The sequence below is a fragment of the Streptomyces sp. N35 genome (genome assembly GCF_016464295.1).
Classification (GTDB): Bacteria; Actinomycetota; Actinomycetes; order Streptomycetales; family Streptomycetaceae; genus Streptomyces.
The window spans coordinates 73076-92337 of sequence record NZ_JAEIMH010000013.1; the positions used below are offsets into that span (position 1 = coordinate 73076).

Annotated in this window: 16 protein-coding genes and 1 pseudogene; 4 read left to right on the top strand and 13 right to left on the bottom strand. The window is 69.4% G+C overall.

Features of this window, described 5'->3' with window-relative positions; genetic code table 11:
• Window positions 1-68 precede the first annotated feature (68 nt).
• Window positions 69-1538 (bottom strand): annotated as a pseudogene (locus JAO81_RS10200) (hypothetical protein); the annotation flags it as partial.
• A gap of 479 nt (window positions 1539-2017) precedes the next feature.
• Here JAO81_RS10200 and JAO81_RS10205 point away from each other — a divergent pair.
• Window positions 2018-2692: a bifunctional DNA primase/polymerase gene (locus JAO81_RS10205; protein ID WP_199547463.1), complete on the top strand. Its 675-nt coding sequence runs from the start codon at window positions 2018-2020 to the stop codon at window positions 2690-2692.
• Window positions 2693-2856: 164 nt separating this feature from the next.
• On the opposite strand, the gene ftsY is transcribed toward JAO81_RS10205, so the two are convergent.
• Window positions 2857-4071 (bottom strand): signal recognition particle-docking protein FtsY, encoded by a 1215-nt coding sequence (gene ftsY, locus JAO81_RS10210; RefSeq protein ID WP_199547464.1) that lies wholly within the window; start codon window positions 4069-4071, stop codon window positions 2857-2859.
• A 169-nt stretch (window positions 4072-4240) separates the two neighbouring features.
• Here ftsY and JAO81_RS10215 point away from each other — a divergent pair, with 169 nt between their 5' ends.
• Together JAO81_RS10215 and JAO81_RS10220 are read left to right on the top strand one after the other, a co-directional pair.
• Entirely contained in the window at window positions 4241-5728 is a 1488-nt protein-coding gene (locus JAO81_RS10215) for a cytosine permease (protein WP_199547465.1), read from the top strand.
• Between the two features lie 131 nt (window positions 5729-5859).
• Window positions 5860-6840 (top strand): LLM class flavin-dependent oxidoreductase, encoded by a 981-nt coding sequence (locus JAO81_RS10220; protein ID WP_199547466.1) that lies wholly within the window; start codon window positions 5860-5862, stop codon window positions 6838-6840.
• 37 nt (window positions 6841-6877) lie between these two features.
• On the opposite strand, the gene JAO81_RS10225 is transcribed toward JAO81_RS10220, so the two are convergent.
• From JAO81_RS10225 to JAO81_RS10240, 4 genes are all read right to left on the bottom strand, one after another.
• A complete protein-coding gene (locus JAO81_RS10225; protein ID WP_199547467.1) occupies window positions 6878-8302 on the bottom strand; it encodes a sugar porter family MFS transporter in 1425 nt (474 codons plus the stop codon).
• A gap of 89 nt (window positions 8303-8391) precedes the next feature.
• Window positions 8392-11946: a chromosome segregation protein SMC gene (gene smc / locus JAO81_RS10230; RefSeq protein WP_199547468.1), complete on the bottom strand. Its 3555-nt coding sequence runs from the start codon at window positions 11944-11946 to the stop codon at window positions 8392-8394.
• A 247-nt stretch (window positions 11947-12193) separates the two neighbouring features.
• Window positions 12194-12394, bottom strand: a complete 201-nt coding sequence (locus JAO81_RS10235; protein ID WP_165335399.1) for a hypothetical protein — start codon at window positions 12392-12394, stop codon at window positions 12194-12196.
• A 381-nt stretch (window positions 12395-12775) separates the two neighbouring features.
• On the bottom strand, window positions 12776-13057 hold the full coding sequence (locus tag JAO81_RS10240; RefSeq protein WP_199547469.1) for an acylphosphatase: 282 nt from the start codon (window positions 13055-13057) through the stop codon (window positions 12776-12778).
• A gap of 140 nt (window positions 13058-13197) precedes the next feature.
• On the opposite strand from JAO81_RS10240, the gene JAO81_RS10245 reads away from it, so the two are divergent.
• Window positions 13198-14070: a CAP domain-containing protein gene (locus tag JAO81_RS10245; protein WP_199547470.1), complete on the top strand. Its 873-nt coding sequence runs from the start codon at window positions 13198-13200 to the stop codon at window positions 14068-14070.
• Window positions 14071-14086: 16 nt separating this feature from the next.
• On the opposite strand, the gene JAO81_RS10250 is transcribed toward JAO81_RS10245, so the two are convergent.
• The 7 genes from JAO81_RS10250 to coaD all read right to left on the bottom strand — a co-directional run bounded on the left by JAO81_RS10250 (window position 14087) and on the right by coaD (window position 19234).
• On the bottom strand, window positions 14087-14524 hold the full coding sequence (locus tag JAO81_RS10250) for a hypothetical protein (RefSeq protein ID WP_199547471.1): 438 nt from the start codon (window positions 14522-14524) through the stop codon (window positions 14087-14089).
• A gap of 107 nt (window positions 14525-14631) precedes the next feature.
• Window positions 14632-15486 (bottom strand): bifunctional DNA-formamidopyrimidine glycosylase/DNA-(apurinic or apyrimidinic site) lyase, encoded by an 855-nt coding sequence (gene mutM / locus JAO81_RS10255; protein WP_199547504.1) that lies wholly within the window; start codon window positions 15484-15486, stop codon window positions 14632-14634.
• 165 nt (window positions 15487-15651) lie between these two features.
• Window positions 15652-16440 carry a ribonuclease III gene (gene rnc / locus JAO81_RS10260; RefSeq protein WP_199547472.1) on the bottom strand — a complete coding sequence of 263 codons (789 nt, stop codon included), beginning with the start codon at window positions 16438-16440 and terminating at the stop codon, window positions 15652-15654.
• A 19-nt stretch (window positions 16441-16459) separates the two neighbouring features.
• Window positions 16460-16633, bottom strand: coding sequence for a 50S ribosomal protein L32 (gene rpmF / locus JAO81_RS10265; RefSeq protein ID WP_052579726.1), 174 nt, complete (start codon window positions 16631-16633; stop codon window positions 16460-16462).
• Between the two features lie 2 nt (window positions 16634-16635).
• Window positions 16636-17289 (bottom strand): DUF177 domain-containing protein, encoded by a 654-nt coding sequence (locus JAO81_RS10270; protein WP_199547505.1) that lies wholly within the window; start codon window positions 17287-17289, stop codon window positions 16636-16638.
• A 192-nt stretch (window positions 17290-17481) separates the two neighbouring features.
• Window positions 17482-18645 (bottom strand): ATP synthase F0 subunit B, encoded by a 1164-nt coding sequence (locus JAO81_RS10275; RefSeq protein WP_199547473.1) that lies wholly within the window; start codon window positions 18643-18645, stop codon window positions 17482-17484.
• Window positions 18646-18739: 94 nt separating this feature from the next.
• Window positions 18740-19234: a pantetheine-phosphate adenylyltransferase gene (coaD, locus tag JAO81_RS10280; protein WP_199547506.1), complete on the bottom strand. Its 495-nt coding sequence runs from the start codon at window positions 19232-19234 to the stop codon at window positions 18740-18742.
• Window positions 19235-19262 lie beyond the last annotated feature (28 nt).

Sequence of the window (19262 nt, forward strand, 5' to 3'; positions counted from 1 at the left end):
GGGGGGTGCCCGGGGGGGCCCGGCCGGCGCCTTTGTCCATGGGGGTGCCGCCCAAGGCGGCGGGGCCAGACGGCTTCCGCCGCCTCGGGCAGCTGCCGGGCGAGCCGGTCGGTCAGGTCCACGAGCTTGTTGTCCTCGCCGAACTCGCGGACCACGGAGTCGAGGGTCTTGCGCAGCCGGGTGTTGACCCGTTCGGAGCGCACCTTCCTGGCCACACCCAGCGCCTTCTCCGCAAGCGCCACGCTCTGCTCGGGCTCTTTCTGCAGCAGGTGCACGGTCGCCATGCCGATCAGATTCAGCGCATACGAACGCTGATGCTCGGCGTCCTTGGCGAAGAGCTCGACCGCGCGCTCCATGACGGGCTGGGCGAGCGAGGCGTAGGTGGGGCTGCGTCCTGCGACATAGGCGAGGTCGCGGTACGAGTGCGCGTTCTCCCCGTTGAGCTCCGCCTCGGAGAAGAAGCGGATCCAGTCCGGCTCGGGCTCATGCGCCTCGAGGGCGTCGGCGAAGGTGTCCTCGGCCATCCGTACGGCCCGCTTGGTCTTGCTGGGCTGGCCCATATTGGCGTACGCCCGGGCCTCCATCGCATACAGCATCGCCTGGGTGCGCGGGGTGGCGCAGTCCCGACTGCCGTACTGCGCGAGGTGGATGAGCTCCAGGGCGTCATCCGGCCGGCCGAGGTGGATCATCTGCCGGCTCATCCCCGACAGGACGTACGAGCCGAGCGGCTTGTCCCCGCCTTCCTTGGCGGCGTGCAGGGCGAGCACGAAGTACTTCTGCGCGGTGGGCTGCAGGCCCACGTCATAGCTCATCCACCCGGCCAGCTCGGCCAGTTCGGCCGCGATCTTGAAGAGCCGGCGCCGGGTCTCCTCGGTCTGCGGCTCCTGCAGCAGATCCGTCACCTCGTGCAGCTGCCCGACCACGGCCTTGCGCCGCAGACCGCCGCCGCACTGCGCGTCCCACTGCCGGAACATCACCGTGGTGGACTCGAGCAGATCCAGCTCGGGTCCGGAGAGCCGGCCGCTGCGCCGGATCGGCACGGGCGCCTCGGGGACGGCGGAGCCGGCCGGGGTGGGCACCAGCCAGCGCTGCATCGGCTCGATCAGGGCGGGTCCTGCCGCGAGCGAGAGCGAGGTGCCGAGGAACCCGCGCCGCGCGAGCATCAGGTCGCTGCGGGAGAACTCGCTGATCAGCTCGACGGTCTGGTCGCCGGTCCAGGGCAGGTCCACGCCGGACACGGAGGGGGCCTGGTGCGCCGAGCGCAGTCCCAGGTCCTCGACGGCGACCACACAGCCGAAACGCTCGGAGAAGAGCTCCGACATGATCCGCGGGATCGGCTCACGGGGCTGCTCGCCGTCGAGCCAGCGGCGTACGCGCGAGGTGTCGGTGGAGATGTGGTTGGCGCCCATCTGGCGCGCGCGACGGTTGACTTGGCGCGCGAGCTCACCCTTGGACCAGCCGCTGCGCACGAACCAGGACGTCAGCTGCTCGTTGGGGCGCTTCTCGGCCTGCGTGCCGCCGCCTCCCGTGCCGCCCACTGGAACGCCCCCATCCCTGATGTCGCCGATACCGCCGGACACCGAGCCGTACGCCTACCACCCGACTCGGGCCGTACACACTTCAAGTCCTTACAGGATGCCGGGAGTTGAGTCTCCCTGTCCGGCACTTGCTCACCCGTCGAACAGGAAACCGACTTGCCCCCGGCATACCCACGGTCGCGTACGCCCCGGGCTTGTGCACTGAAAGTAATCCTACGATCACCCCTCCGGCGAGGGCGTTCCAAGAAACGCCACCTTTCGCCACCCCTTCGAATGAACTCAGTTGCGGCTACACGCGATTCACTTGACACAGGACGGACCGGAGTGGGCGGAGCGATGCACGCCGGGGCGCGCACCCCTCTCCGCACCACCCCTGACCATCCCTGGCGCCGCACTCGACCATGGGGCGCCGTTATACGGAGAGTCAGGGCCGCACTCCGGCTCGTAACCATGGACGTGCTCGACCCGTTGGAGGGGGCATGGGCTTCACTATCGGCGGCAGCCGCGGCATCCGCGAGACCCGCACCGGTGCGCGGCGACGCGGCCGCACGTCCGAGTGCACGGCCGTGGCCGAGTTCACCGGGCTGTGGGGCTGGGCGGTCGTCCCGGGCGCCCGTGCCGCATCCGGCAGCTGCTCCTGCGGTGATACGCGGTGCGCGGCACCCGGCGCGCATCCGCTGAGCTTCGCCGGCGAGCTGCCCGCGGGCGCCACCCTCGACGAAGTCACCCGCGCCTGGGGCGAGTTCCCCGGCGCCGCCGCGATGCTCCCGGCCGGCCGCACCTTCGACGTCCTCGAGGTCTCCGAGTCGGCGGGCCGCCGCGCCCTGATCCGCCTGGAGCGGATGGGCCTGCCCCTCGGTCCGGTGATCTCCACCCCGGACCGGCGCGCGTGGTTCTTCGTGGCCCCCGGCGCCGCCGCCGAACTGCCCTCACTGCTCTACCGGATGGGCTGGGACGACGCCGACCTGGACCTGCGGGGCCTGGGCCACGGCGACTTCATCACCGCTCCCCCGTCCGACCGCGCCGGCCTCGGCCCGGTCCGCTGGCTGCGCGCCCCGGCCCTCGACTCGGCGTCGAATCCGCCACAGGCACGGCTTGTGCTCGGGGCGCTGGCGTACGCGTCGCATCGGACGGGGCCGCGCCCGCTGGGCTGAGCGGCTAGTGAGTCGGGGACCATTTGTCTCCGGGTGCATCCCTTTTGTCCAGCTTGCGCCAGACATTAGGTCCCCCGGACGCGGCGGTGGGGCGCCCCCCCGCGGGGGGGGGGGGGGCCCCCCCGCCGGGGGGTGGGGGCCATCCACGCGTACGGGGGTCTGGGCTAGTCGCCGATCAGGGCGTCGACGAATGCCTCGGGCTCGAACGGTGCCAGGTCGTCCGGACCCTCACCGAGGCCCACGAGCTTGACCGGGACGCCGAGTTCACGCTGCACCGCGACCACGATGCCGCCCTTGGCGGTGCCGTCCAGCTTGGTGAGCGCGATGCCGGTGATGTCCACGACCTCGGCGAAGACGCGGGCCTGGACCAGCCCGTTCTGGCCGGTGGTGGCGTCGAGCACGAGCAGCACCTCGTCCAGCGGGGCGTGCTTCTCGACGACGCGCTTGACCTTGCCGAGCTCGTCCATGAGTCCGGTCTTGGTGTGCAGGCGCCCCGCGGTGTCGATGAGCACCACGTCGACGCCCATCTCCTTGCCCTCCTTGACCGCGTCGAACGCGACGGAGGCCGGGTCACCGCCCTCGGGCCCGCGTACGGTGTAGGCACCGACGCGCTCGCCCCAGGTCTGCAGCTGGTCGGCGGCCGCGGCACGGAAGGTGTCGGCGGCGCCGAGGACGACGGTGTTGCCGTCGGCGACCAGGACGCGGGCCAGCTTGCCGGTGGTGGTGGTCTTTCCGGTGCCGTTGACACCGACGACCATCACGATGCCCGGGGTCTCCCGGTCGTTGTGGGTCTTGACCTCACGGTCCATGTCGGGGCCGACCAGCGTGAGCAGCTCCTCGCGCAGCAGGGCGCGCAGCTCCTCGGGCGTACGGGTGCCGAGCACCTTCACGCGCTCGCGCAGGCGCTCGACGAGCTCCTGGGTGGGCGCGACACCGACGTCCGCGGTGAGCAGGGTGTCCTCGATCTCCTCCCAGGTGTCGTCGGCGAGGTGCTCGCGCGCGAGCAGCGAGAGCAGCCCCTTCCCGAGCGAGTTCTGGGAGCGGGCGAGCCGGGCGCGCAGCCGGACGAGACGTCCGGCGGTGGGCTCCGGGACCTCGATCTCCGGGGTGGGTTCGAGCTCCTCGACGACCGGCTCGGCCACCTCGGCGGGGGCCTCGGCCTTGGGGAGCTCCACCTCCTCGATCGTGCGGCGCGGCTCTTCGCGCGGCTCCGCGGCCTCTTCGCCGACATGCGGCTCGGCCGGGGGCGCGGTGATGGTCGGCGTGGTCGACGGGGACGAGGGCGGCAGCCGCTTCTTCTTGCGGCCGCTGACCACGAGCCCGCTGATCGCACCGACCGCGACCAGGGCGATGACTACAGCAAGGATGACGATTTCCATAACCCGTCCAGTATCAGCCACGGACTGCGCGAGGCCACCGCCTGTAGGTTCCCACCAAGGACCAAGGCCTCTATTTGGTCTTTTTCGGGCGAATGTACGATGATGGGCGACTCCCCACCCCAGCCACCCGACGTTGCTGTGGCATCCCCCTCCCCCACGGAGCATGTGCATGTCCGCGTCCAAGAGCGCCACCGCCGCCCCGCAGAGCGAGAGCGCGATAGAGACCCGGGGCCTCGAACCGGTCCCCGACAACGAGCGCACCGGCAAGATACGCGAGCTGTTCCCGACCTGGGTCGCGGCCAACATCAGCGTGCTGCTCCTGACCATGGGCGCCGGCCTGGTGGTCTTCAACGGTCTGAACTTCTGGCAGGTCCTGATCGTCGCCGCGGTCGCGCCGATCGTCTCGTACGGCATCGTCGGCCTGATCTCGATCGCGGGCAAGCGCGGCGGATCCCCGGGCATGGCCCTCTCGCGCGCGGTCTTCGGCCAGCGCGGCAACCTCTTCCCCGGCTCACTGATCTGGGTCGCCCGCTGGGGCTGGGAGACCATCAACGCGGTCACCGGTGCGTACGCGATCCTGACGGTGCTCGACCTGCTCTTCGGCATCAAGTCCAACACCGCGCTGATCGTCGTCACCCTTCTCGTCTTCGTGGCCCTGACCTTCGTGGTCTCCGGCCTCGGCATCAACGCCCTGCGCGTGTGCAGCAAGTGGTCCACGTACCTCTTCGGCGCCTTCAGCGTCCTCGTTCTGGTCTATCTGATCGCGAACACCGACTGGTCCGCCGTCTTCGACAAGCCGGCCGGTTCGGCCGCGATGGTCGTCGCGGGCATCGGCATGATCGGCGCGGGCGGCATCAGCTGGGTGCCCTCGGCCCCCGACTTCACGCGCTATCTGCCGCGTACGGCCTCCGCCCCGAAGATGGTCTCCACGACGATCGGCGGCGCCGGCATCGTCGTGCTCCCGATGGTCCTCATGGGCGCGGTGATGGCGGTCGGCACCCCGGACCTGGCCAACGCGCAGGACCCGGTGTCCTTCATCGGCACCCTGCTTCCGATGTGGATCGCGGTGCCGTACCTGCTGATCGCCCTGGTCGGCATGCTGCTGATCAACTCGATGTCGATGTACTCGGCCGGCTTCACCGCGCAGACCCTCGGCATCAAGGTCCCGCGCCACTGGGCGGTCTCCGTGAACGCCGTGATCAGCCTGGTCTTCGGCTTCCTGCTCATGGTCGTGGCGACCAGCTTCATCGGTTCGTTCATCTCGTTCCTGACGCTGCTCGCGGTCGCGTTCTCCGCGTGGATCGGCGTCTTCGGCGTCGACATGCTGACGCGTAAGGCGTACGACGCGAAGGCGCTGCTCGACACCACGCGCACCAGCGCCTACTGGTACAAGGGCGGTTTCGCCTGGCAGGCGATGGTCGCGTGGGGCGTGGCGCTGCTCACCGGTCTCGCCTTCACCAAGGTCGACTGGTTCGCCGGTCCGCTGTCCTCGACCTGGCTCGGACAGAACGGCCTGGGCTGGGCGGTCACCATCGTCGTGGCGGCCGCGCTGTACGCGGTGCTTCCGCGGACGAAGCCCGCAGCCGCCGCCGAGCCGGTGATCGAGGGCGCCCCGAAGGCCGCCGAGGAAGAGCGAGTCCCGGCCCTGTCCATCTGACGAGCTCCCGCCCCTGTCCATCTGACGTCACGTCAGCTAACGTCCCCCTTCGCCGGAACCACGGCCCGAAGGGGGACGTTCGCGTTCGCCGCGCCCCCACCCGACCACTGTCGACAAAGGGGACGCCCGACATGCCCGTCTCGGTCGCACGCTTCAACCTCATCGACCCCGAAGGCACACCCGCGCAGCTCGCCGACCGCTATACGGCCGCGCTGGAGATGGCCCGATTCGCGGACGGCGCGGGCATGACCATGATCCAGACCGAGGAGCACCACGGGACGGACAACAACTGGCTGCCCTCCCCGTTCACGTTCGCGGCCGGCGTCTTCGGTGCGACCCGGAACATCGCCGTCACCATCTCCGCGATCCTCGGCCCGCTGCACGACCCGCTGCGGATCGCCGAGGAGATCGCGGTCCTCGACCTGATGAGCAAGGGCCGTCTGATGACGGTGGCGGGCATCGGCTACCGGCCCGAGGAGTACGAGATGTTCGGCGTCGAGTGGGGCCGGCGCGGCAAACTCCAGGACCACCTCCTCGAAACCCTGCTCAAGGCCTGGACCGGCGAGCCCTTCGAATACGAGGGCCGCACCGTGCGGGTCACCCCGCGCCCGTACACCGATCCGCACCCGATGCTGGTCGTGGGCGGCTCCTCCAAGCCCGCCGCCCGGCGCGCGGCCCGGCTCGGGCTGCCGTTCTTCCCGAGCGCCCACCTGCCCGAGTTGGAGACGTACTACAACGAGAAGCTCGCCGAGTACGGCACCGAGGGCTGGATGCTGATGCCGGGCGAGGAGACTCCGCTGCTGCACATCTCGGAGGACCCGGACCGCACCTGGGCCGAGTACGGGCACCACTTCCTGCACGAGGCGCAGATGTACAAGTCATGGCAGAGCAAGGACATCAAGTCGGCGGTCAGCTCGGGCGCGAGCACGGTCGAGGAGCTGCGCGCGGAGGGCGTCTACCGGATCCTCACGCCCGAGGAGTGCGTCACCGCCGCCGACACCTCGCTGGGCAACCTGGTCCTGCACCCGCTGTGCGGCGGCATGCCGATCGACGAGGGCTGGCGCAGCCTGCACCTGTTCACCGAACGGGTCCTGCCGAACTGCAAGCTCTGACCGGCGACGTGCCGTACGACACCGCGCCGGCCTGGCGTCAGCCCATCTCCTCCAGCGCCTTGCCCTTCGTCTCCGGCACCCATTTGAGGATGAACGGGATCGAGAGCAGGGCGAAGGCGGTGTAGATCATGTACGCGCCCGAGAGGTTCCAGTCGGACAGCGTCGGGAACGACACCGTGATCACCCAGTTGGCGATCCACTGGGCGGCCGCCGCCACACCCAGCGCGGCGGCACGGATCTTGTTGGGGAACATCTCGCCGAGCAGCACCCAGACGACCACACCCCAGGAGAGGGCGAAGAAGAGCACGAAGCAGTTGGCGGCGACGATCGCGACGGTGCCCTGCAGATCGGGCAGCGTGATGTCGTCGCCGGTGCCTTCCTTGTACGAGAAGGCCCAGGCGGCGAGTCCGAGCGAGATCGCCATGCCCACGGAACCGATCAGGGCGAGCGGCTTACGGCCGATCCGGTCCACCAGGACCATCGCGATGACCGTACCGATGATGTTCACGATCGAGGTCTCGAACGAGTAGAAGAACGAGCTCGCGGGGTCGATTCCGACCGACTGCCACAGCGCGTTGCTGTAGTAGAAGATCACGTTGATGCCGACCAGCTGCTGGAAGACCGAGAGTCCGATACCGATCCAGACGATCGGCAGGAAGCCCCGCCGGCCCATCAGATCGCGGAAGGTCGACTTGTGCTCGCGGCGCATCGCCAGCTGGATCTCGTCGGCGCGCGCGTCCAGGTCGATCTTGTCGCCTTCGACCTCCCGCAGCACTTCTTTGGCCTTCTCCCGCTTGCCGACGGAGATCAGATAGCGCGGCGACTCGGGGATCGCGAAGGACAGCAGACCGTAGAGCACGGCCGGGACGACCATCACGCCGAGCATGACCTGCCAGGCCTCGAGGCCCATGATCTTGCCGCGCTGATCGCCGCCGGCGGCGTTCAGGATGCCCCAGTTGACCAGCTGCGAGATCGCGATGCCGATGACGATGGCGGCCTGCTGGAAGGAGGCGAGCCGGCCTCGGTACGCGGGCGGCGAGACCTCGGCGATGTACGCCGGGCCGATCACGGAGGCCATGCCGATGGCCACACCGCCGAGCACACGCCACATCGCGAGGTCCCACAGCGCGAAGGGCAGCGCCGAGCCGATGGCGCTCACAGTGAACAGCACGGCAGCGATCTGCATCGTGCGGATACGGCCGATCCGGTCGGCGAGCCGGCCCGCGATCGCGGCGCCGATGGCACAGCCGATCAGCGCGGCGGCGATCACCTGGGCCAGGGCCTCGGAGCCGACATCGAAGCGGTCGCGGATGGCCTCGACGGCACCGTTGATCACGGAACTGTCGTAGCCGAAGAGGAAGCCGCCCATCGCGGCGGCGGCCGTGATGAAGATGACATGGCCGAGATGGTCCGGAGCGGCTTCACGCGCGTGTGTGCTGGTCACCTGTCCAGTGGCGCACATCTCCGAGACCGCCACCACTTTTGGTAGGCAGGTCAGCTCTCGGTGCGCGGGTCAGCTCTTGATGGGCAGGCCAGCACTCGGCGCGCAGGTCAGCGCAGGCGCTGGCTGATCACCTTCGAGACTCCGTCACCCTGCATGGAGACGCCGTAGAGCGCGTCGGCGACCTCCATCGTGCGCTTCTGGTGCGTGATCACGATCAGCTGAGAGGACTCCTGGAGCTCCTGCATGATCCGGATCAGCCGCTGCAGGTTGGTGTCGTCGAGCGCCGCCTCGACCTCGTCCATCACGTAGAACGGGCTCGGCCTGGCCTTGAAGATCGACACCAGCATGGCCACGGCGGTCAGCGACCGCTCGCCGCCGGAGAGCAGCGAGAGCCGCTTGACCTTCTTGCCCGGCGGCCGCGCCTCGACGTCCACACCGGTCGTGAGCATGTTGTCCGGGTCGGTCAGAATCAGCCGCCCCTCACCACCCGGGAACAGCCGGCTGAAGACGCCCTCGAACTCCCGGGCCGTATCCCGGTAGGCCTCGGTGAAGACCTGCTCGACCCGCTCGTCGACCTCCTTGACGACCTGCAGCAGATCGGCACGGGTCTTCTTCAGGTCTTCGAGCTGCTCGCTGAGGAACTTGTGCCGCTCCTCGAGGGCCGCGAACTCCTCGAGCGCGAGCGGGTTCACCTTGCCGAGCTGCTGGTACGCGCGCTCGGCCGCCTTGAGCCGCTTCTCCTGCGCCGCCCGTACGAAGGGAACGGGCTGGTTGCGCGGATGCTCGGGATCCTCCGGCAACTCCTCACCCTCGGCGGCGAGCGAGGGCGGCACGAGCTGGTCGGGCCCGTACTCGGCGACGAGTCCCGCAGGCTCCACGCCCAGCTCCTCGAGGGCCTTCGCCTCCAGCTGCTCGATCCGCATCCGCTTCTCGGCACCGAGCACCTCGCCGCGGTGCACCGAGTCCGTCAGCTTGTCCAGCTCCGCCTTGAGATCGCGGCCCTGACCGCGCGCGGCGGTCAGCTCCAGCTCCCGCTCGGCCTTCGCCCGCTCCGCGGCGTCGCGCTCCTGCTGCGCCCGTACGAGGGAGACCTCCACATGCGCGAGCAGCTGACGCGCACCCGAGGCGACGGCCTCGGCCACGTTCGCCTCGTACCGCATCCGGCTGCGCCGCTGCTCGGCCCTGGCGCGGGCCTCGCGCTCGGCGCGCGCGGCCCGGTCGAGGCCGTCGGCACGCCCCGCAAGGCCCTTGACCCGCTCCTCGTGCGTGCGCACCTGGAGCCGGGCCTCCATCTCGGTCTGCCGCGCATTGGCGCCGTCGGCCGACAGACGGTCCCGTACGGAGGTGTCGGGCTCTTCCTCCACGGGCAGTTCCTCGGCGACGGCGAGCCGCTCGGCCAACTCCTCCGCGTCCATCAGCGCCTTGTCCAGCGCCTCCTGGGCACGGGCCGCGGCGGCCGTGGACCGCTCCGCCTCACCGGCGGCCCCGCGCGCCTGTCCCGCGAGCCGCCCGAGCTGCTGCGACACGGTCGACTTCTCGCGGTCGGCGGCCCGGCGGCGCTCCCCCAGCTCCTCGACGAGCGCGGCACACTCACGGCGCCGTTCGGTCGCCGCGTGCTGCGCCTCGGCCAACTCCTCGCAGCGGACGCCCAGTTCCTCGAGCTCCGCCGCGGCCTCGTCCACGGAGGCCTGCACTTCGAGCAGACTCGGCGCACCCGCCGAACCACCCTGTGCGAAATGCGCCCCGAGCAGATCGCCCTCGGCGGTCACCGCCGTCAACTCCGGCTGCGCGTAGACCAGATCCTCGGCGTCCTCAAGGGTTCCGACGACCACGATCCCGCGCAAAAGGCGCCGTACGGCGGGCAGCAGCTCATCGGGCCCGCGCACGAGATCGGCCGCGTACGGCGGCCCGTCCTGCCGCTGCTCGTCGCGTACGCCATCGGGGCCGCCGCCGAGCAGTATGGCCGCGCGCCCGGCGTCCTGCTTGCGGAGCAGCCTGATCGCCTCGGCGGCGGTCGCGGGGTTGGACACGGCGATCGCGTCCGCCGCGGCACCCCGGGCCGCGGCGACGGGGACTTCGTACCCGGAGGCGACGCTGAGCAGTTCGGAGGCCGGCCCCAGGAGCCCGGTCAACCGTTCCTTCGCGGCGAGCAGCGTGCCCGTACCGTCCTTGCGCCGCAGCCCCATCGCCAGCGCCTCGCGCCGCGCGGCCACAGCGGCCCTCTTCCGCTCGGCCCCGGTGGCCGCCTCACGGGCCGCGGTGAGCGCGGCCTCCGCGTCGGCCAGCGCCCGCTTGGCGGCGTCGTGCTGTTCACCGAGCTCGGAGTCATCGGCATCGAGCCCGTCGACCTCGGCCTTGAGCTGCTCGTACTCCTCCTGTGCCGAGACCGCCCGCTCATCGGCCTCGTCCCTTGCCAGGGCGAGCCGGTCGATCTCGGCCTGCGCCGAAGCGGCCCTGCTGCGGGCTGCGTTGACCTGCCCGGTCAGCCGCGCGAGTCCCTCGCGCCGGTCGGCGATGGCCCGCGCCACGTCCTTGAGCCGCCGCTCCTCGACCTGCAGCTCCCGCTCCAGCTCGGCCCGGTGCGCCACGGTGTCGTCGAGCGCGCGCTGCGCCGCCTCGAGGGCGGCCTCCAGCTCGGCCTCCTGCTCGCGGATCCGCGCGGCCTCCCGCTCCATGTCCTCGGGTTCGCGCCCCCGCCGCTCCTCCACAGGAGCCGACGTCGCGCTCTTCACCCGGGCATCGGCGAGCCCGATGGTGCCGCGCACCCGCTCGGCCAGCTGCGACAGCTCGTACCAGGTCTGCTGCGCCCGCTGCAGCCGAGGCGTCAGCCGCCGTACCTCGTCCTCCAGGTCGGCCTCGCGCGCCAGCGCCGCCTTGAGATCCGCCTCGGCGGACTCCTTGCGCCGCTTCAGCTCGGCCTCGTCCGCGATCTCCGTCCTGAGGGCTTCCTTCAGCCGTACGAGATCGTCGGCGAGCAACCGCAGCCGGGCGTCGCGCAGATCGGCCTGGATCACCGCGGCCCTGCGTGCGACAGCGGCCTGCCGCCCGAGCGGCTTCAACTGCCGCCGCAGCTCGTCCGTGAGGTCCTGCACGCGCGCGAGGTTGGCCTGCATCGCGTCCAGCTTCCGCAGCGCCTTCTCCTTGCGCTTGCGGTGCTTGAGGACGCCCGCGGCCTCCTCGATGAAGGCACGCCGCCCCATTGGATCGGCATGCAGTACGGAGTCGAGCTGCCCCTGGCCGACGATGACATGCATCTCGCGGCCGATACCGGAGTCGGACAACAACTCCTGGATATCCAGCAATCGGCATGTATCGCCATTGATCTGGTATTCGCTGCCGCCGTTGCGGAACATGATCCGCGTGATGGTGACCTCGGCGTACTCGATGGGCAGCGCCCCGTCGGAGTTGTCGATGGTCAGCGACACCTCGGCCCGGCCGAGCGGCGGACGCCCGGTGGTGCCGGCGAAGATGACGTCCTCCATCTTGCCGCCGCGCAGCGACTTGGCCCCTTGTTCGCCCATGACCCAGCTCAGCGCGTCCACCACATTGGACTTGCCGGAGCCGTTCGGTCCCACGACACACGTGATTCCCGGCTCGAACTTGAGCGTCGTCGCCGAGGCGAAGGATTTGAACCCGCGCAGGGTCATGGCCTTGAGGTGCACGCCGACGGACTTTACCGGGCGGGGGCCGTGGGACAGGGGGCAAGTCCCGCTGCGGCGCAGCGTTCCCTGGATGAACTTGCGGTTTCGCCCAGGAAGATGCAGGGCACATCAGACGTGAGAGACACGGCGGGGGTCGGCGGCAATCCGTACGGAAAAGAAAAAAGGGACGCCGAAGCGTCCCTTGCATTTCTTGTTCAAGCGGCTGACATGGGCAGCCTGATCTCTGTCTCGCAGCAGACGAAGAAGATCAGGTGAGCGCAGGCTCCGCCTGGGGTACGTCGAGAAGCTCGCTGTGGGAAGCGACAGCAGTAGCCGTCAGCGCGTCATTCTCGGCCTGGATCCGTCCGAGCTCGGATTCCAGGTCCTGGACGCGCTGCTGGAGCCGTCGCATCTCGGCGAGAAGTCGCGGGTCGGAACCGCCGACGTAACCGAGAAGCGCCTTTGCCATGATGGATGGTCCTCCACACTGAGTGACCGACCGAAGCGGTGTGGGTCGTGAGGGAATCGCACCCGCGGCTGGCTGGCACTGCTTGTCGTGCTGCCGTTCTCACATGCCAAACAGCTAGGGGTGCGCGGGGCTTCCAGCGTCTCACCAAAATGTTTGACGGTCAACACGATCACACCCCGTATTGGCGGGCAAACCCGGGGGCACAGCGCCTCGAACCTTCTGGCGGTGCTCTCCATCGGGGCCCTGGGGGCTCGGAGATCTTCGTTATCGGGCAGCCTTGCACGACATGCAGTTGTTGGCAACCACCAGGTCATTTCTGCCCCGCACAGTTGCCACTGGCATCTGCTGCGGGCCCACTTCCAGGTCGGAGCGCCGAGACCCTCAGCGGATCAGGAACGTCTCGTAGATCCCCCGCGGTGTGTCCCAGATCTCGGTCACTCCGTCGACCCTCCCGGGTGTGTCGCCGTTCTGCAGCCAGTCCAGGAGCTGATCGCACCGGGACCGTGTTCCCTCCGCCACGACCTGCACGCGGCCGTCGTCCAAATTGAGCGCGAATCCCACCAGGCCGCCGATCTCCAGTGCTTTCGCCCTGGTGAACCAGCGAAAACCCACTCCCTGAACTCGCCCGCGCACCCAGGCGATCATGCGTACTTCCTCATTCATGTGGGAAAGCTAACCGGCCAATTCCTCATCGAGCACTTCGCCCCCATCTGTCATCGCGTACAGTCGCGAAAGATGAGCCTCACCCGTTCGGGTGAGTCACGTTGACCGCAAGACTGAGTCACAGCAGGGAAGGCCGGGAGATGGGACGCCACCGACGCGTCGCCGCCGATGAGCAGCAGCAGCTCAGGGCGACGACTGGCAACGGCGGATCGCACCGTCGCAGGAAGCGCGCCGCCGCGAAGCCCGTACGCACGGGTCTGCTCGGTGTCTCCGCGGCCGTCGCCCTGGGCGCCGTGGCCGTGGCCTCGGGCGTACTGCCCGGCACCGAGAACTACCGCTTCGGCAACGACGCCCCGGACAAGGTGCAGGCCGCCGATGTCACCGGCGACGTCCAGTCGCAGGGCGGCACCTCGAAGACGCCGGAGCGCCAGGCGAGCGAGGCCAGCCGTGACGAGGAGCGCACCTCGCCCTCGGCCACCCCCTCGAAGTCCGCCGAGAAGCCGACGCCGACTCCCTCGCGTACGACCGAGGACTCCGGCTCGTCCGAGAAGGACTCCGGCGGCAAGCAGGAGAAGCCGGCCGAGGAGAAGACCCAGGCTCCCGAGAAGCCCGCGGCCCCCAGTACCCCGGACACGCAGTCCGGCGCCGAGGCGCAGGTCCTGACCCTGGTCAACCAGGAGCGCGCGCAGGCCGGCTGCCAGCCGGTGGAGGCCGACGCCGAACTGGCCGAACTGGCCTCGGACTTCAGCGCGGACATGGCCGCCCGCGGCTTCTTCGACCACACCGACCCCGACGGCGACACCCCCTGGGACCGCGCGGACGCGGTCGGCATAGCGAACCTCGGCGGCGAGAACATAGCCCGCGGCCAGGCCAACGCCCAGTCGGTCATGGACTCCTGGATGAAGAGCCCGGGTCACCGCGCCAACATCCTCAACTGCGAGTACAAGACCCTCGGCGTCGGCGCCCACTTCGGCTCGGGCGGCCCTTGGTGGACGCAGGACTTCGGGTTCTGAACCGACCGCAGGTCGGCTATTCGGCGTGGGCCTCTCTGTGCATACCCGTGCACAGAGCCCAGACGATGAAGAGGTTGACGGCGACCAGGGTCAGGGCCCACAGCGGGTAGTACGGCACCCACAGGAAGTTGGCAATGGCGCTGAGCCCTGCCACGAAGACGCCGAAGAACCGTGCCCACAGCGCCCCGCCGAACAGCGCGCACCCGGCGACGACCAGGGCGATGCCCAGGAGCAGGTGCACCCAGCCCCAGCCCGCCAGGCTGAACTCGAACACGTAGTGGCGGGTCACGACGAACAGCTCGTCGTCCGCGAGGGCGGCGATTCCCTCGAAGGCCGCCATCGCGCCACCGACGATCATCAGTGCTGCTGCGAGGACGGTCGTACCCGACGCGGCCGCGTGCCACGGCCGTGGATTCACCTCACCCGTTGCGGGTGGAACTGCGTCACGGGCCATGTCGGCCTCCTAGCGGGCAGAGCCAGGCGTCGACCGAACGCGCGAAACGGCTCACCCTTCTTCCACAGTGGCACGACCGCAATCCACCGGCACCCTGAGCACAGGGGTTACGGGCGAGGCGGCCGCTGGCACTTCGGGCAGAAGTAGCTGGAGCGGTTCATCCACGGGCGCCGGCGCATCGGTGTCGCGCACCGGCGGCAGGGCTCGTCCTCCCTGCCGTACGCGTCAAGGGAGCGCTCGAAGTAGCCGGACTCCCCGTTCACATTCACGTAGAGGCTGTCGAAGCTGGTGCCGCCGACGGCGAGCGCCGCGTTCATCACGTCCCGGACGTGGCCGAGGAGTTCGGCAGTACGGGGGCGGGTGAAGGTCGCGGTCGGGCGCTCGTAGTGGAGCTTGGCGCGCCACAGCGCCTCGTCGGCGTAGATGTTCCCGACGCCGCTGATCAGGGACTGGTCGAGCAGCGCGCGCTTGATGGTGGTGCGCTTGCGGCGCAGCGCCTCGTGGAAGGCGGCGTCGTCGAAGGCCTCGTCCAGCGGGTCGCGCGCGATGTGGGCGATGACGTCGGGAAGCCCGTCGGCGGTGTTTTCGTGCAGCGACAGTCCACCGAAGGTCCGCTGGTCGACGAAACGCAGCTCGGTGCCTTGCTCGTCGTCGAAGCCGATACGGATGCGCAGGTGCTTCTCGTCGGGAGCGTCTTGGGGCTGGACGAGCAGCTGTCCGCTCATGCCGAGGTGGGCGAGGACGGAGAGGGGCTGGTCCGCGAGCGGCAGCCAGAGGTACTTGCCCCGCCGCTGCGCGAGCCCGATCCGGTGCCCCTTGAGCCGAGCGGCGAAGTCCGCCCCGCCGGCGAGGTGCCGACGCACGGCCCGGGGATGGAGTACCTCGACACCCGTCACGACACGGCCAGAGACCCAGCGCTCGAGTCCTCGGCGTACGACCTCTACTTCGGGCAGCTCAGGCACACTCACTCAACTCCTGCGGGCAGTCGTGCCGCAGGGCGGCACGGGTGGGCGCAGGCCCCCCGGGTACGGCACGCCTGCCCGATGCATCGACTGTTGCCACGTAAGGCAGAAAACGCCGACGGCCCGTCACCCGAAACCGGGGACGGACCGTCGTACGCGTAAAACTCAAGCGGTAGCGGCGTCAGCCTCAGCCGAGGCCTGAGCCTCGACCTCAGCCGCCTTGGCCCGCTCATCCGCGGCGGCACGAATGGCGCGCCATGCGGACTCCGCGGCCTGCTGCTCCGCTTCCTTCTTGCTGCGGCCGGTGCCGGTGCCGTACGAGACGCCTCCGACGCGGGCGGCAGCTGTGAAGGTCTTCTCATGGTCGGGGCCGGTCTCCGAGACCAGGTACTCGGGTACGCCGAGCCCTTCGGTCGCGGTGAGCTCCTGGAGACTGGTCTTCCAGTCCAGGCCGGCACCGAGGGACGAGGACTTCTCGATCAGCGGGTCGAAAAGCCGGTGGACCAGCTCGGAAGCCGTATCCAGACCCTGATCGAGATAGACCGCGCCGATCACCGCTTCAAGGGTGTCGGCGAGAATGGACGCCTTGTCCCGGCCGCCCGTGCCCTCTTCACCCCGGCCGAGCCGGATGAAGGAGCCGAGTTCGAGCCCACGGCCCACCTCCGCCAGCGCACGCGAATTGACCACCGCGGCCCGCAACTTGGCCAGCTGGCCTTCGGGCAGGTCGGGGTGGGTGCGGTACAGCGTGTCCGTGACGACCAGGCCGAGCACGGAGTCCCCGAGGAACTCCAGACGCTCGTTGGTCGGCAGACCGCCGTTCTCGTATGCGTAGGAACGGTGGGTCAGAGCACGCACCAGAAGGGCGGACTCGACCTTGTAGCCGAGCCGCCCTTCCAGAAGCGTGTGGGACGAGGCCGTGTTCTCCGTCTGCTTTTTGTTCGACGGTTCAGACATCGTGCCTCTCACCAGCCGCTCAGACCTCGAGGACCTGGCGCTTGTTGTACGTGCCGCAAGACGGGCACGCGATGTGCTGCAGCTTGGGCTCCTGGCAACGCTCACACGAAACCAGGACGGGGACCGCAGCCTTCCACTGCGACCGGCGGTGGCGCGTGTTGCTGCGCGACATCTTCCGCTTCGGAACAGCCACGGCTACTTCTCCTGCTTCTCGTCGACGCCCGCTTCAGCTTCGGCGCCGCTCATCTCGTCCTTCTCGCCGCTCTGGAGCGAACCGGCGAGTCCCTGCAATGCCGCCCAACGAATGTCGGCGACGTCATGGTGGTGGCCCGGATTGTCGTTCAGGTTCATTCCGCACTCGGAACAAAGACCTGCACAGTCCTCCCGGCACACCGGCTGCATCGGCAGTGCGAGCACCACCGCATCACGCAGCACGGGTTCGAGGTCGAAAAGTCCGTCCTCGAGGGGGATGATCTCCTCGTCGTCCTCGGCGTCGTCGCCCGGTTCCGCATGCTTGCGGCCCCGGTCGTCGGCGTCGGGGTACGAGAACATCTCCTGGAAGTCCGTATCGAGCTGCTGCTCGACCGGCTCCAGACACCTTACGCACTCCCCCTCGGCCCGTGCACGGGCGGTGCCTGTGACAAGCACCCCTTCCATGACCGATTCGAGGCGGAGCTCGAGCTCCACCGGGGCGCCCGCGGGCACTCCGATGACACCCTGGATGCCGAGGATCTCGTCCTTGGCGGGTGCCTCCACAGAGCGGGAAACGCGCTGCATGGCACCAGGACGCCGCCCCAGCTCGTGTGTGTCGAACACGAGAGGGTTGCGATGGTCGAGGCGGCCGTTCAGGGCTTTTTCCTGCTTTCGAAATCATGGCAGTCGAGAAGGCGGCTGCCGACACATTCGAGTGGGCAGCCGTGATCGCGGGCGTATGCGCGACCGAAGAGCCAGGATACTGGACCTTTCGCTCTCGGCCCAATCCGGTCCCCGAGGCCCCTGTTCTCCGGGGCCTCCGGCCGGCCGGGCGAGCCGGGAGCCGCCTCAGCCCTGGCCGCCGCGCCCCTGCTCGTACTGACGCAGCTGATCGATGCTGATCATGCTGGTGTCGAACAGGCTGGTCTCGTCGAGCGCCGCCGCGGCCTGCTGGTCGTCGGCCGCCGGGTAGCCACTGTTCTCGCCGTAGCCGCCGCTCTGGTCGTAGCCCTGCTGCCCATAGGAGGGCGCGGCGTAAGCCGCTCCGGTGGAGCCGGTGCCCGCACCGGGGTACGGGTCCTGCTGCTGGTAGCCGTACGGGTCGGCCTGGCCGCCGCCGGTCGGGTAGCCGTTGTGGTCGTAGCCCTGCTGTTGATAGGCGTACGGGTCCGGCTGCTGGTGCGGCTGCTGCTGGTACGCGTACGGATCGGGCTGCTGCTGGTACGCGTCCTGCTGCGGGAAGGCGGGCGGCTGCTGTGGGGCCTGGCGCTGGGGGCTCTGCTGCTGCGGGGCCTCCGGCTCGGCGATGTCCGCGAGGAAGTCCGCGTCCGTCGTCTGCTGCTGCGGCAGGGCGTCGAGCCTGCCGAGGTCATCGCTGGCGATCCGGCCCTGGAGCTTCTGCCGGCCGCGGCCGACCGCCTCCAGGGTCTTGGCCAGGACCGCCTCGAAGGCGCCGAGCTTGCCGTCCACGTACTCGTCCGCCCGCTGGCGCTGGGTCTCGGGGTCGTGGCTGCGCTCGGGAGCCTCGGTGAAGTCCGGGTCCTCATAACCCTGCGGGTCCAGGCCCATGCCCGTGCCGAGGAGCTTCTCGCGGCCGCGGCCGACCGAGCCGAGGGTCTTGGTGAGGACGACCTCGAAGTTGGCGAGCTTGGAGTCGACGTACTCGTCGGCCTCCGCCTTGATCTCCTCGGCCTCCTGGCGGGCCGCGGCGACGATCCGCTCGGCCTCCTCCTGGGACTGCCGGGCGATCGAGGTGTCCGAGATCAGCGAACCGCGCTCGGCCTGCGCCGACTGCACGATCCGCTCGGCCTCCTGCCGGGCCTGCTCGACCAGCTGCTCGCTGCCGCCGATGACCTGCTCGGCCTGGGCGAGCGAACCGGGCAGCGCGCCGCGCACCTCTTCGAGGAGCGCGAGCAGCTCGGCGCGGTTGACCACGCACGAGGCCGACATGGGCATCGATCTGGCGCCCTCGACCGACCCGACGATCTCGTCCAGCTTCTTCTGCACGTCCACCGTGGCTCGCCACTCTCTAGAACTTGTTGGGAGACGGACGGCACGACTGTACGGCCACGGGGTGCGCCCGCGACACAAACTGACGCACCGTCAGCTACTGCGCGGGCCCGTCGTCCTTGGTGAGACGGTCGCGCAGCGCCTCGTGAACCACCGGCGGTACGAGGTGGGCCACGTCGCCGCCCCAGGTCGCGACCTCCTTGACGAGCGAGGAGGACAGGAAGCTGTAGGTGGGGTTGGTGGGCACGAAGAGGGTCTCCACGCCCGAGAGGCCGTTGTTCATCTGGGCCATCTGCAGCTCGTAGTCGAAGTCGCTGACCGCGCGCAGGCCCTTCACGATGGCCGGGATGTCGCGCTGCTTGCAGAAGTCGACGAGCAGACCGTGAAAGGCCTCCACCTCGACATTGCCGAATTCCGCGGTGACCTCGCGGATCAGCTCGATCCGCTCGTCGACGGTGAACAGGCCCTGCTTGGACTTGTTGATCATCACGGCCACATGCACCACGTCGTACAGCTTGGAGGCGCGGGCGATGATGTCGAGATGTCCGTTGGTGATGGGGTCGAACGACCCCGGACAGACGGCGCGGCGCAACTGGTGTCCCTCGCTCTCCGGTCCGGAC

Coding starts and splice junctions, on each gene's coding strand:
- JAO81_RS10205 (WP_199547463.1), top strand. CDS start 2,018: ATGGGCTTCACTATCGGCGGCAGCCGCGGCATCCGCGAGACCCGCACC.
- ftsY (WP_199547464.1), bottom strand. CDS start 4,071: ATGGAAATCGTCATCCTTGCTGTAGTCATCGCCCTGGTCGCGGTCGGT.
- JAO81_RS10215 (WP_199547465.1), top strand. CDS start 4,241: ATGTCCGCGTCCAAGAGCGCCACCGCCGCCCCGCAGAGCGAGAGCGCG.
- JAO81_RS10220 (WP_199547466.1), top strand. CDS start 5,860: ATGCCCGTCTCGGTCGCACGCTTCAACCTCATCGACCCCGAAGGCACA.
- JAO81_RS10225 (WP_199547467.1), bottom strand. CDS start 8,302: ATGTGCGCCACTGGACAGGTGACCAGCACACACGCGCGTGAAGCCGCT.
- JAO81_RS10235 (WP_165335399.1), bottom strand. CDS start 12,394: ATGGCAAAGGCGCTTCTCGGTTACGTCGGCGGTTCCGACCCGCGACTT.
- JAO81_RS10240 (WP_199547469.1), bottom strand. CDS start 13,057: ATGAATGAGGAAGTACGCATGATCGCCTGGGTGCGCGGGCGAGTTCAG.
- JAO81_RS10245 (WP_199547470.1), top strand. CDS start 13,198: ATGGGACGCCACCGACGCGTCGCCGCCGATGAGCAGCAGCAGCTCAGG.
- JAO81_RS10250 (WP_199547471.1), bottom strand. CDS start 14,524: ATGGCCCGTGACGCAGTTCCACCCGCAACGGGTGAGGTGAATCCACGG.
- rnc (WP_199547472.1), bottom strand. CDS start 16,440: ATGTCTGAACCGTCGAACAAAAAGCAGACGGAGAACACGGCCTCGTCC.